Annotated in this window: 11 protein-coding genes and 1 riboswitch; of the genes, 9 read left to right on the top strand and 2 right to left on the bottom strand. The window is 73.5% G+C overall.

All coding sequences use genetic code 11. The features are described 5' to 3' along the window. Positions 1 to 29 precede the first annotated feature (29 nt). The 4 genes from AC0682_RS21880 to AC0682_RS21865 all read left to right on the top strand — a co-directional run bounded on the left by AC0682_RS21880 (position 30) and on the right by AC0682_RS21865 (position 4887). Complete coding sequence (locus AC0682_RS21880) at positions 30 to 1385, top strand: M16 family metallopeptidase (RefSeq protein WP_254811495.1); 1356 nt, start codon at positions 30 to 32, stop codon at positions 1383 to 1385. A gap of 26 nt (positions 1386 to 1411) precedes the next feature. Continuing rightward, complete coding sequence (locus AC0682_RS21875) at positions 1412 to 2782, top strand: M16 family metallopeptidase (protein ID WP_254811494.1); 1371 nt, start codon at positions 1412 to 1414, stop codon at positions 2780 to 2782. Positions 2783 to 3017: 235 nt separating this feature from the next. After that, a riboswitch (cyclic di-AMP (ydaO/yuaA leader) is annotated at positions 3018 to 3186 on the top strand. 14 nt (positions 3187 to 3200) lie between these two features. Further along, positions 3201 to 4016: a M23 family metallopeptidase gene (locus tag AC0682_RS21870; RefSeq protein ID WP_478534743.1), complete on the top strand. Its 816-nt coding sequence runs from the start codon at positions 3201 to 3203 to the stop codon at positions 4014 to 4016. Between the two features lie 160 nt (positions 4017 to 4176). Next, the gene (locus AC0682_RS21865) at positions 4177 to 4887 is read left to right on the top strand and encodes a GntR family transcriptional regulator (protein ID WP_478534742.1); all 711 of its coding nucleotides are present in this window, start codon (positions 4177 to 4179) and stop codon (positions 4885 to 4887) included. 147 nt (positions 4888 to 5034) lie between these two features. Here AC0682_RS21865 and AC0682_RS21860 read toward each other — a convergent pair whose 3' ends face one another. Then, positions 5035 to 5316 carry an HPr family phosphocarrier protein gene (locus tag AC0682_RS21860; protein ID WP_007449776.1) on the bottom strand — a complete coding sequence of 94 codons (282 nt, stop codon included), beginning with the start codon at positions 5314 to 5316 and terminating at the stop codon, positions 5035 to 5037. Positions 5317 to 5474: 158 nt separating this feature from the next. Between AC0682_RS21860 and AC0682_RS21855 the strand changes: the two genes are divergently transcribed. The 4 genes from AC0682_RS21855 (at position 5475) to AC0682_RS21840 (ending at position 10928) form a co-directional block, all read left to right on the top strand. Further along, positions 5475 to 8378, top strand: a complete 2904-nt coding sequence (locus AC0682_RS21855) for a bifunctional acetate--CoA ligase family protein/GNAT family N-acetyltransferase (protein WP_254811492.1) — start codon at positions 5475 to 5477, stop codon at positions 8376 to 8378. Positions 8379 to 8443: 65 nt separating this feature from the next. Next, complete coding sequence (locus tag AC0682_RS21850; protein WP_254811491.1) at positions 8444 to 9040, top strand: DUF5998 family protein; 597 nt, start codon at positions 8444 to 8446, stop codon at positions 9038 to 9040. Next, positions 9040 to 10227, top strand: coding sequence for an alkaline phosphatase family protein (locus AC0682_RS21845; RefSeq protein WP_478534741.1), 1188 nt, complete (start codon positions 9040 to 9042; stop codon positions 10225 to 10227). The genes AC0682_RS21850 and AC0682_RS21845 overlap by 1 nt, the downstream gene beginning before the upstream one ends. A gap of 47 nt (positions 10228 to 10274) precedes the next feature. Beyond that, positions 10275 to 10928 (top strand): thymidine kinase, encoded by a 654-nt coding sequence (locus AC0682_RS21840; protein WP_478534740.1) that lies wholly within the window; start codon positions 10275 to 10277, stop codon positions 10926 to 10928. A 17-nt stretch (positions 10929 to 10945) separates the two neighbouring features. Here AC0682_RS21840 and AC0682_RS21835 read toward each other — a convergent pair whose 3' ends face one another. Continuing rightward, the gene (locus tag AC0682_RS21835) at positions 10946 to 11722 is read right to left on the bottom strand and encodes a VOC family protein (RefSeq protein WP_478534739.1); all 777 of its coding nucleotides are present in this window, start codon (positions 11720 to 11722) and stop codon (positions 10946 to 10948) included. A gap of 282 nt (positions 11723 to 12004) precedes the next feature. Here AC0682_RS21835 and AC0682_RS21830 point away from each other — a divergent pair, with 282 nt between their 5' ends. Continuing rightward, on the top strand, positions 12005 to 12835 hold the full coding sequence (locus AC0682_RS21830; RefSeq protein ID WP_254811489.1) for a sulfurtransferase: 831 nt from the start codon (positions 12005 to 12007) through the stop codon (positions 12833 to 12835). Positions 12836 to 12982: the final 147 nt, after the last annotated feature.

Raw genomic sequence — 12982 nt, 5'->3', positions numbered from 1 at the left:
AGTCCAGTATCGCGATCGAAGGGACGTACATGCCCATGGGTCACACGGCCACCGCACAGGCCGGCTCCGGCGGCTTGACAGCGACCGAGCACCGCCTGGCCAACGGCCTGCGTGTGGTGCTCTCCGAGGACCATCTGACCCCGGTCGCCGCGGTCTGCCTCTGGTACGACGTCGGTTCGCGCCACGAGGTCAAGGGACGCACCGGCCTGGCTCACCTCTTCGAGCACCTGATGTTCCAGGGCTCGGGCCAGGTCAAGGGGAACGGCCACTTCGAGCTGGTCCAGGGGGCGGGTGGCTCGCTCAACGGGACGACCAGCTTCGAGCGGACCAACTACTTCGAGACCATGCCCACCCACCAGGTCGAGCTGGCCCTCTGGCTGGAGGCCGACCGTATGGGCTCCCTCCTCGCCGCCCTGGACGAGGAGTCCATGGAGAACCAGCGCGACGTCGTCAAGAACGAACGCCGCCAGCGCTACGACAACGTGCCCTACGGGACCGCGTTCGAGAAGCTGACCGCCCTCGCCTACCCCGAGGGCCACCCGTACCACCACACCCCGATCGGCTCCATGGCCGACCTGGACGCGGCCACGCTGGAGGACGCCCGCGCGTTCTTCCGTACGTACTACGCGCCCAACAACGCGGTGCTCTCGGTGGTCGGTGACATCGACCCCGAGCAGACTCTCGCCTGGATCGAGAAGTACTTCGGCTCCATCCCCTCCCACGACGGCAAGCAGCCGCCGCGCGACGGCACCCTGCCCGAGACCATCGGCGAGCAGCTGCGCGAAGTGGTCCACGAGGAGGTCCCGGCGCGCGCCCTGATGGCCGCCTACCGCCTCCCGCACGACGGCACCCGCGCCTGCGACGCCGCCGACCTGGCACTGACCGTGCTCGGCGGCGGCGAGTCCTCCCGGCTCCACAACCGCCTGGTCCGCCGCGACCGTACGGCGGTGGCCGCCGGCTTCGGGCTGCTGCGGCTCGCCGGGGCGCCCTCGCTGGGCTGGCTGGACGTGAAGACCTCCGGCGGAGTCGAGGTGGAGACGATCGAAGCCGCGGTCGACGAGGAGCTGGCCCGGTTCGCCGCCGAGGGGCCCACCCCGGAGGAGATGGAGCGCGCCCAGGCCCAGTTGGAGCGCGAGTGGCTGGACCGGCTGGGGACGGTCGCGGGCCGCGCCGACGAACTCTGCCGTTACGCGGTCCTGTTCGGTGATCCGCAGCTCGCGCTGACCGCCGTGGGCCGGGTCCTGGACGTCACCGCCGAGGAGGTGCGCCAGGCGGCCGAGGCGGCCCTGCGCCCCGACAACCGGGCGGTGCTCGTCTACGAGCCCGTCGAGCCGGCCGAGGACGGGGACGGGGCCACCGACGCGCCCGAGGGGACGGACAAGTGAGCGACGCCGCCGTGACTGGAGTAGCCATGGAGTACCACCCGCAGCCGACCCCGGGCACCGCCCGGCCGTGGGCCTTCCCCGCCCCCGAGCGCGGCGCCCTGCCCAACGGCCTGACCGTGCTGCGCTGCCACCGCCCCGGCCAGCAGGTCGTGGCCGTGGAGATCTTCCTGGACGCGCCGCTGGACGCCGAGCCCGAGGGCCTGGACGGCGTGGCCACGATCATGTCGCGCGCGCTCTCCGAGGGCACCGACAAGCACAGCGCCGAGGAGTTCGCCGCCGAGCTGGAGCGGTGCGGCGCCACCCTGGACGCCCACGCCGACCACCCCGGTGTCCGGGTCTCCCTGGAGGTCCCGGCCTCCCGGCTGGCCAAGGCGCTCGGCCTGGTCGCCGAGGCCCTGCGCGCCCCGGCCTTCGCCGAGAGCGAGATCGAGCGGCTCGTGGGCAACCGGCTCGACGAGATCCCGCACGAGCAGGCCAACCCGTCCCGGCGCGCCGCCAAGCAGCTCGCCAAGGAGCTGTTCCCGGCCACCGCCCGGATGTCCCGCCCGCGGCTGGGCACCGAGGAGACCGTGCGGCGGATCGACGCCGCCGCCGTGCGCGCCTTCTTCGACGCCCACGTCCGCCCGGCCACCGCGACGGCCGTGATCGTCGGTGACCTGACCGGCATCGACCTGGACGCCCTGCTCGCCGACACCCTCGGCGACTGGGCCGGCGACGCGGGCCAGGCCCGCCCGGTCGCCCCGATCACCGCCGACGACACCGGCCGGGTGGTCATCGTGGACCGCCCCGGCGCGGTCCAGACCCAGCTGCTGATCGGCCGCATCGGCCCGGACCGCCACGAGAGCGTCTGGCCCGCCCAGGTGCTCGGCACCTACTGCCTGGGAGGCACCCTCACCTCCCGGCTGGACCGGGTACTGCGCGAGGAGAAGGGCTACACCTACGGCGTACGCGCCTTCGCCCAGGTCCTGCGCTCCGCGGGAGCCGACGCGGGCGGTGCGGCGATGCTGGCCATCAGCGGTTCGGTGGACACCGAGTCCACCGGCCCGGCACTGGAGGACCTCTGGAAGGTCCTGCGCACGCTGGCCGCCGAAGGGCTGACCGACGCCGAGCGCGAGACGGCCGTGCAGAACCTGGTGGGCGTCGCCCCGCTCAAGTTCGAGACCGCCGCCTCCGTCGCGAGCACCCTGGCCGACCAGGTCGAGCAGCACCTCCCCGACGACTACCAGGCCCAGCTGTACGCCCGCCTCGCGGAGACGGGCACCGTGGAGGCCACCGCGGCCGTGGTCAACGCCTTCCCGGTGGACCGGCTGGTCACGGTCCTGGTGGGGGACGCGGCACAGATCGCGGAGCCGGTGAAGGCGCTCGGCATCGGAGAGGTGACCGTCGTCAGCGGCTGACACCGCACCCGCGCGGCAGGACAGCGCGCGGCAGGAGAGGGAGGGCCCCGGCGGGCAGCGGTCCGCCGGGGTTCCCGTTTTTCCCCTTAAGTCCTTGTCGTCACTTTTCTGATGGTGCATGGTGATTTGCCCTGTGGGATGCGCGACAAATCCCCCCGTCCGTTTGGTGATGCGCAGCCGCCCCGCCTAGCGTCGGCCCGGCTGTCCGCCACCTGTATGCCGCATCCGCGGCGCCGGGCAGCCATCGCCGAGTCCCCGTCAGGCGTGAGCCTGGGGAGCCGGGGACCCACACGCAGTCCCTGGGGTGAATCGGATGCCCGTGCCGCGAACCGGTCCGGGAGTCCGTAGGAGACCTTCCTGCTCCGAACCCGTCAGCTAACCCGGTAGGCGAGAAGGAAGGAAAGGATCCCGCCCCTCCATGGCGTTCACCCGTGCCACCGGGAAGCACCGTGCCCCGAGCCGCCTGACGCGCCGCAGCGCCCGTGCCGCCGGCGTCGCGGCCCTGGCCACCACCGGCGTCCTCGGCGCCCTGGCCTCCCCGGCCACCGCCGCGGACTCCGAGGCCGCCCGGACCGTCGAGACCGGACTCACCCAGGCCATCACGCTCGACGCCACGCTCGCCGAGCAGATCGACGCCCAGGCCCGCGCCCAGCACCAGCAGGCGGCCGACGCCGCCAAGGCGAAGGCGAAGGCCGCCGCCGAAGCCAAGGCCAAGGCCGCGAAGGCCAGGGCGAAGGCGGAGGCGGAGCGCAAGGCCGAGGCCCGCGCGAAGGAGATCCGCGAGGAGGAGGCCCGGGCCGCCCGCGCCGCCGAGCGCGCCCGCCTCAACGCCTTCCGCCTGCCCGTCGCCGGTTCGTACGTCACCACCGGCTACAAGTCGGGCGGCGCCCTGTGGTCCTCCGGCAGCCACTCCGGCGTGGACTTCCGTGCCGCCTCCGGCAGCTCCGTCGTCGCGGTCGGCGCCGGTACGGTCGTCGAGGCCGGCTGGGGCGGGGCGTACGGCAACAACGTGGTGCTCCGCATGACGGACGGCACGTACACCCAGTACGGCCACCTCTCCTCGATCGCCGTCTCCGTCGGCCAGCGCGTCACCTCCGGCCAGCGGATCGGCCTCTCCGGCTCCACCGGCAACTCCACCGGCCCGCACCTCCACTTCGAGGCCCGGACCACCCCGGAGTACGGCTCGGACATGGACCCGGTCGCCTACCTGCGCTCGCACGGCGTCAACGTCTGACCCTTCCCGCGGTCCGATCCGGTCCCGCGCCTTCCGGAATCCGCCAGAAGATATCCCTCGATTGCGACCCGCCATCGGAAATTGCGGCGGATTGCCATAGAGTCACGGAACAGGTGTCGGCCCGGCCGCGTTTCGCGGGGATTATGGCGGAGGTTCGGACATGCGCATTCCCGCGCAATCGGTATGCACGGCAATCCGTGATGACATCGTCTCCGGTGTCTACGAGCGCGGCAGCCGCCTCACCGAGGAGCTGCTGGCGCGGCGGTACGGGGTCTCCCGCGTCCCGGTGCGCGAGGCCCTGCGCACACTGGAGTCCGAGGGCTTCGTCACCACCCGCCGGCACGCCGGGGCCTGTGTCGCCGAGCCCACCGAGCAGGAGGCCGCCGACCTGCTGGAGATCCGGACGCTGCTGGAGCCGCTCGGTGCGGCCCGGGCCGCGCAGCGCCGTACGGAAGCCCACCTCAAGGTGCTCCGCGGGCTGGTCAGGCTGGGTCAGGAGCGGGCCCGCCGGGGCGAGGGGGAGGACCTGCGGTCGCTGGACGGCTGGTTCCACGAGACCCTCGCCCAGGCCTCCGGCAGCCCCGGCCTGATTGCCCTGCTCACCCAGCTCAGACACAAGACCGCCTGGATGTACGCCGTCGAGCAGCCGGCCCGCCCCGTGGACTCCTGGGCCGAGCACGGGGCCATCGTGGACGCGGTGGCGCGCGGCGACGCGGAGCGGGCGAGGGCGCTGACCGCCCAGCACGCGGAACGGTCCGCTGCGGCCCACCGGTTGCGCCGCCGTCCGGACCGGCCCGCCCGGCGCCTGGCACCGCCGTCGCGGGTGAGTTCTTCGCAACACGGCGTAAACACTGCGAGTGCCCGCTATTAACAGGGGCGCCGTATACAAAGAGAAGTAATTGCCGAAGGGGTCCTTTTCTGCGCTGCCCTCGAATAGTCGGGTCAGTCGGGGGCGCGGCAGAAAAAGAGAAAGAGCCGTGGTTCCCCCAGGGGGTCCACGGCTCAGCCCTTCGTACCGTCAGACGGTTTCGGGCAGCTCCTCAAGACCCTCGGCGACCAGCTTCGCCAGACGGTCCAGGGCGGCCTCGGCGTCGTCCGCGTCCGAGGCGAGCACGATCTCCTCGCCACCCTGGGCACCCAGACCGAGCACCGCGAGCATGGAGGCGGCGTTGACCGGGTTGCCGTCGGCCTTGGCGATCGTCACGGGGACGCCGGAAGCCGTGGCGGCACGGACGAAGATGGAAGCGGGGCGGGCGTGCAGGCCCTCGGCCCAACCGACGTTTACGCGGCGCTCAGCCATGGTTCTGCCCTTCACATATCAACGGTTGTCTAGACCAGTCTCTCATGCGGTGCGTACTGCTCCGCCCGGCCTCTCCCTCGGCCGGTCTCCCGGATCGTCCCCAGACTGCCCCGGTACCGAACCCTCCGCGACCGGGACACCGGCCGTAGGCTTTGCCCATGGAGCCCACGCCGGAGCAGAGTCCGCATCACGCGTACCCCGACCACTGGGAAGCGGACGTGGTGCTCCGCGACGGCGGCACCGCGCGCATCAGGCCGATCACCACCGATGACGCCGAGCGGCTGGTCAGCTTCTACGAGCAGGTCTCCGACGAGTCGAAGTACTACCGCTTCTTCGCCCCCTACCCCCGCCTTTCCGACCGGGACGTGCACCGCTTCACCCATCACGACTACGTCGACCGGGTGGGGCTCGCCGTCACCATCGGCGGCGAGTTCATCGGAACCGTCCGCTACGACCGCATCAACGAGCTGGGCCGCCCCGCCTCCGCCCCCGCCGACGAGGCCGAGGTCGCCTTCCTCGTCCAGGACGCCCACCAGGGCCGCGGGGTCGCCTCCGCGCTGCTCGAACACATCGCCGCCGTCGCCCGCGAGCGGGGCATCCGGCGCTTCGCCGCCGAGGTGCTCCCCGCCAACAACAAGATGATCAAGGTGTTCCGGGACGCCGGCTACACCCAGCAGCGCAGCTTCGAGGACGGCGCCGTCCACCTCACCCTCGACCTGGAACCCACCGAGAAGTCCCTCGCCGTGCAGCGCGGACGGGAACAGCGCGCCGAGGCCCGCTCGGTGCAGCGCCTCCTCGCCCCCGGCTCCGTCGCGGTGATCGGCACCGGCCGCACCCCGGGGGGAGTGGGGCGCACCGTCCTGCGCAACCTCCTCGCCTCCGGGTTCACCGGCCGTACGTACGCGGTGAACCGGGCCTTCGACCAGGGCCTGACCGCCCTCGACGGCGTCCCCGCCCACCGCTCCCTCGGCGAGATCGACGAGCGGGTCGACCTGGCCGTCATCGCCGTCCCCGCCCACCGGGTCCCCGAAGCCGTCGCCGACTGCGGTGAGCACGGTGTCCAAGGCCTCGTCGTCCTCTCCGCCGGGTACGCCGAGCGGGGCTCGGCCGGCCGGGAACTCCAGCGCGAACTGGTCCGCCTGGCCCGTTCGTACGGCATGCGCATCATCGGCCCCAACGCCTTCGGCATCATCAACACCGCCGAGTCCGTCCGGCTGAACGCCTCCCTCGCCCCCGAGTCGCCCGCCCGCGGCCGGATCGGCCTCTTCACCCAGTCCGGCGCCATCGGCATCGCCCTGCTCTCCGGCCTCCACCGCCGGGGCGCGGGCCTCTCCTCGTTCATCTCCGCGGGCAACCGGGCCGACGTCTCCGGCAACGACTTCCTCCAGTACTCCTTCGAGGACCCGGACACCGACGTCGCCCTCCTCTACCTCGAATCGCTCGGCAACCCCCGCAAGTTCACCCGCCTCGCCCGCCGCACCGCCGCCGTGAAGCCCGTCGTCGTGGTCAAGGGCGCCCGGCACAGCGGCACCAACCCACCCGGCCACGCCGTCCCCGTCAGCCGCATCCCCGACACCACCGTCTCCGCCCTGATGCGCCAGGCGGGCGTCATCCGGGTCGACACGGTGACCGAGATGGTGGACGCCGGACTGCTCCTGGCCGACCAGCCCCTCCCGGCCGGCCCCCGGATCGCGATCCTCGGCAACTCCGAGTCCCTGGGCCTCCTCACGTACGACGCCTGCCTCGCCGAGGGGCTTCGCCCGCGCCCCCCGATCGACCTCACCACGGCCGCCTCCCCGCAGGACTTCCGGGACGCGCTGGCCGAGGCGCTCGCGGACGGGACCTGTGACGCGGTGATCGTCACCGCCATCCCGTGGGTGGGCGAGAACGGCAACGCCGAGACCGGCGACGGCGAGGTGCTGGCCGCCGCCCTGCGCGGAGCCGCCGCCGGGGGACCGGCCAAGCCCGTCGCCGTGGTCCACGTGGAGATCGGCGGCCTCGCGGAGGCGCTGGCCGCCGCGAGCAGCACGGCCGCCCCGCGCACCCGCCCCACGACGCTCGCGAGCCGCCCTGCCACCCCACGGGGGGCGACCGCGCCGGCAACCACGGCCACCCCACCGGCCCCGAACGCCTCAGGGACCGCACAGCCCCCGGCAGCCACCACCACCCCGCCGACCACCACCCCCGGCCGCATCCCCGCCTACCCCGCCGCCGAGCGGGCCGTCCGGGCGATGGCCGAAGCCGTGAAGTACGCGCAGTGGCGGCGCCAGGCGGCCACCCCGGGCAAGGTGCCCGAGTTCCTCGACGACACCATCGACGAGCCCGGCACCGCCGTCCTGATCGGCACCCTGCTCGGCCCCGCCCCCGATCCGCGCGGACGGCCCCTCACCCACGACGAGGTCCGCGAACTGCTCGGCCGGTACGGCATCCCCGTACGCCCCACGCTCCCCGCCCCCGACCCCGAGGCCGCCGTCGCCGCCGCGGCCCGGCTCGGCTACCCGGTGGCGCTGAAGACCACCGCACCCCATCTGCGCCACCGCGCCGACCTCGGGGGCGTGCGGCTCGACCTCGCGGACGAGGAGGCGCTGCGCCGCGCGTACGGGGAGCTGACCGACCTCCTCGGCAAGCCCGCCGAACTCCTCCCGGTCGTCCAGGCCATGGCCCCACGGGGTGTGGACACCGTCGTCCGGGCCTCCATCGACGCCGCCGCCGGGGCCATCCTCTCCTTCGGTCTCGCGGGCGCCCCCTCCGAACTGCTGGGCGACACCGCGCACCGGCTGGTCCCCGCCACCGACCGGGACGCCGCCGAGCTGATCCGCTCGATCAAGGCCGCCCCGGTCCTCTTCGGCTGGCGCGGCTCGGCCCCCGTGGACACCCGGGCCCTGGAGGAGCTGCTGCTGAGGCTCTCCCGGCTGGTCGACGACCACCCCGAAGTGGTCTCCGTGGCGCTGGAACCGGTGGTCGTGGCCCCCCAGGGCATCACCGTTCTCGGCGCGAGTGTCCGCCTGGCCCCACCGCCCCCGCGCGGCGACCTCGGCCCCCGCCGCCTACCGAACTACTGATCCGCCCCGTCCGCGAGCCCCCAGGGCGTCCCCGGCAGTCACCGGCCCCCCGTAGGATGGTGCACATGGCAAAGACCGGTACGACGACCCAGGGGCTGCGCGCGGCGATCGAGCGCAGCGGCTACTACCCGGCCCTCGTGGCCGAGGCGGTCGAGGCCGCCGTCGGCGGGGAGCCGGTCGCCTCGTACCTGGTCCACCAGGAGACCACGTTCGACTCCAACGAGGTCCGCCGCCATGCCACCGTCCTCGTCCTCACGGAGAACCGGTTCATCGTCAGCCACACCGACGAGCAGGCCGCCGACACCAGCTCCCCGACGCCGTACGCCACCACCTCCACCGAGTCGGTGAAGCTGGAGCGGATCTCCTCCGTGGTGGTCAGCCGGGTGGTGGCCAACCCGGAGAAGTACGTCCCGGGAACCCTGCCCCGCGAGGTCGTCCTCACCATCGGCTGGGGCGCGGTCTCCCGGATCGACCTGGAGCCCGCCGCCTGCGGCGACACCAACTGCGAGGCCGACCACGGCTACACGGGCAGCTCCACCGCCGACGACCTGAGCCTGCGCGTCAGCGAGGCCGGTGACGGCCCCGACGCGGTCCGCCAGACCCTCGCCTTCGCCCAGGCCCTCTCCGAGGCCACGGCCGCGACCGCCGCGACCGGCCGGTGATGGCGCAGCCCGCCTGGCAGGACCCCGTCCCGCTCGCCCTCGACACCGCACCCGTCCCGGCGTACGGCAGCGGCTCGCTGGCCGACCTGCTGCCGACGCTCGCCGCCGGCCAGGGAGTGGAAGGGCTCACCGCCACCATCCCCGAGCTGACGCCCGCCGACCGCAACTGCGTCTTCCTGATCGACGGCCTCGGCTGGGAGCAGATCAAGGCCCATCCCGACGAGGCCCCCTTCCTGCACTCCCTGCTCCCCACCTCGCGCGGCGGGACCGGCCGCCCCATCACCGCGGGCTTCCCCTCCACCACCGCCACCTCGCTCGCCTCGGTCGGTACGGGACTCCCGCCCGGCGCCCACGGCCTGCCCGGCTACACCGTGCGCGACCCCGGGACCGGCGAGCTGATGAACCAGCTGCGCTGGCGGCCGTGGACCGAGCCCAAGGTCTGGCAGCCGTATCCCACGGTCTTCCAGCTGGCCGACGCGGCCGGCGTGCGCACCGCGCAGGTCTCCTCCCCGGACTTCGAGCACACCCCGCTCACCAAGGTCGCGCTCAGCGGCGGCTCCTTCCTCGGCCGGCTCTCCGGCGAGGACCGGATGGACACCGCCGCCCAGCGCCTCGCCGCCGGAGACCGCTCGCTCGTCTACGCGTACTACAGCGAGGTCGACGGCAAGGGCCACCGCTTCGGCGTCGACTCCGACGCCTGGCGCGGCCAGTTGATGTACGTCGACGGGCTCGCCCAGCGCCTCGCGGAACAGCTCCCGCCGCGCTCGGCGCTCTACATCACCGCCGACCACGGCATGATCGACATCCCCTTCGACGAGCAGTCCCGGATCGACTTCGACGAGGACTGGGAGCTGCGCGCGGGGGTCGCCCTCCTGGGCGGCGAGGGCCGCGCCCGCCATGTCTACGCGGTGCCCGGCGCCCAGGGGGACGTCCTGGCCGTCTGGCGCGAGGTCCTGGGCGAGCAGTTCTGGGTGGCGAGCCGGGACGAGGCCATCGCGGCCGGCTGGTTCGGGCCCGTCATCGACGAGCGGGTGTACGGCCGGATCGGCGATGTGGTCGCCGCCGCCCACGACGACGTCGTCATCACCGCCTCGGTCAACGAGCCGCACGAGTCGGCCATGGTCGGCATGCACGGCTCCCTGACCCCCGTCGAACAGCTCGTCCCGCTGCTCGAAGTACGCTCGTAGCCGCGCTTCTCCCCCCTCTGCTTGTTCTGAAAGGTGCTCGACCCCTCATGCCCGAGCTGGTGTTCTTCTCCGGAACCATGGACTGCGGAAAGAGCACGCTGGCCCTGCAGATCGGTCACAACCGCTCCGCGCGCGGCCTCCAGGGCGTCATCTTCACCCGTGACGACCGGGCGGGCCAGGGCAAGCTCTCCTCCCGGCTCGGCCTGGTCACCGACGCGGTGGAGGCCGAGGAGGGCATGGACGTCTACGCGCACATCGTCGACCGGGTCAGCCGCGGCGGCAAGGTGGACTACGTGATCGTGGACGAGGCGCAGTTCCTCGCCCCGGCCCAGATCGACCAGTTGGCACGTGTCGTCGACGACCTGGGACTCGACGTCTTCGCCTTCGGCATCACCACGGATTTCCGCACCAAGCTCTTCCCCGGCTCCCAGCGGCTGATGGAGCTGGCCGACCGGATCGAGGCACTCCAGGTGGAGGCGCTCTGCTGGTGCGGGGCCCGGGCCACGCACAACGCCCGTACGGTGGGCGGCGAGATGGTCGTCGAGGGCGCTCAGGTCGTCGTCGGGGACGTCAACCGGCAGGCGGACGAGGTCGGTTACGAGGTGCTGTGCCGACGCCACCACCGCCGCCGGATGACCGCCGAGACAGCCCGAGCCGGTGCCCTCTCCCCGGACGTGCTGCCGGTCGCCGCCGACAGCTGAGGGGCCCTTGAGGGGCCTCACTCCCCGGGCGACCGGACGACGGTGAAGGCCGCGCCCTCCGGATCGGCCACGGTCGCCAGCCGGCCGCTCGCCCCCTCGCGCGGCGGCTGGAGGACGTGCCCGCCCAGCTCCACCACCCGGGCGGTGGCCTCGTCCACGTCCGCGACCTCGAAATACGTCATCCAGTGCGGGCCCCGGTCACGCGGCAGCGCCTGGCCGACCCCGTGCAGGGCGGCCACCGGACGGCCCTCCAGATGCAGGGTCTGGTAGTCGAAGTCGGCGGAGACCACCGCCTCGGTCTCGTAGCCGAAGACCGTCTGGTAGAACTTCGCGACCATCGAGGTCTCCCGGGTCACCAGCTCGTTCCAGACAGGGGTGCCGGGGACGCCCGCCGTCATGGTCCCGATGTGGTCCTCGCCCTGCCAGACGCCGAAGACCGCCCCGCCCGGGTCCGAGGCGATGGCGAGCCGCCCCGCCTCGCCCGCGTCGATCGGGCCGACCGCGACCGTACCGCCGCAGGAGCGGATCGTCTCGGCCGTCAGGTCCGCGTCGTTGGTCGCGAGATAGGTGGTCCAGGCGATCGGGAGGTGCCGGTCGGGCGGCAGCTGGCCGATGCCCGCGACCTCCTTCCCGTCGAGGAAACCCCGGACGTAGGGGCCCAGCTGCTGGGGCCCCGGCCGGAACTCCCAGCCGAACAGGGCCCCGTAGAACTCCTGGGTCGCGGTCAGGCCGTGCACGATCAGACTCACCCAGCAAGGTGTTCCGGGCGTACGCCGGGCGGCAGCCTCGGTCATCGTCTTGTCTCTCCTCGGACCGTTGTGGTGGCCGTACAGGGGAACGCGGCGGTGCGGCCGTCCCGGGTCGGGACGCGGTCCGCACACCGCGTGCAGATGCTCGCACCACCCGGCGCGGGTGCGGCCCCGGCCGCGCCGGGTACGCCGGTTCTCGCCGACTTCTCGGTGGAGCCGGTGGAGCCGTCGGAATCGGTGGCTCCGGTGGAGGGGGACCGTGGTGCCGCGGTGAATCCGTACCGATGCCGCTACGGGTGCCACGGCCTCTGCGCGAGGATGGCACCCATGAAGCCCATCATCACCGCAACCGAATACGCGAGCGAGTCGACGGGACCGCGGCCCCCGGTCCTCCTGGACGTCCGCTGGCAGTTGGGTGGTCCGCACGGCCGCCCCGCATACGAGGCGGGCCATCTCCCCGGCGCCGTCTTCGTCGACCTCGACGCGGAGCTGGCCGGACCGGCGGGCAGCGGGGGCCGTCACCCCCTCCCGGACCCGGAGGCCTTCGGCGCCGTGATGCGCCGGGCCGGGGTCGGCCAGGACACCCCGGTCGTGGTCCACGACGGCGGACAGGGCTGGGCCGCCGCCCGCGCCTGGTGGCTGCTGCGCTGGACGGGCCACCCGGACGTACGGGTCCTGGACGGCGGGCTCGCCGCGTGGACCGGTGACCTCACCACCGAGATCCCGCACCCGGCCGAGGGTGACTTCCGGCCGAAGCCCGGGGCCCTGCCCACTCTGGACGCGGACGGGGCCGCCGCCCTCGCCCGTACGGGACTGCTCTTGGACGCCCGGGCGTCCGAGCGCTACCGGGGCGACGTCGAGCCCATCGACCGCGTCGGCGGCCACATCCCCGGAGCCGTCTCCGCCCCGACCACCCAGAACGTCACCGAGGACGGCCGCTACCTCCCGGCCGAACGGCTCATCGAGCGGTTCACCGCGCTCGGGGCGGGGAGGAACGGCGAGCCCGTCGGCGTCTACTGCGGCTCGGGAGTCTCCGGCGCCCACCAGGTGCTGGCCCTGGAGATCGCCGGCATCCCCGCCGCGCTCTATCCCGGATCCTGGTCCGAATGGTCCGCCGACCCCGCCCGCCCGGTCGCCACCGGCCCCGACCCGCAGTAAGGACCGGGAGGGGGGGGGGGGGGGGGGGGGGGGGGAGGGGGGGGGGGGGGGGGGGGCGGGGGGGGGGGGGGGGGGCCCCCCCCCCCCCCCCGAGCCCGTACGCGTGCCGGAGCCTGGGCTTGTACGCGTGCCGGAGCCTGGGCTTGT

This window comes from Streptomyces sp. NPDC043746, from assembly GCF_056436485.1.
This window is presented reverse-complemented; position numbering and strand designations above follow the sequence as displayed.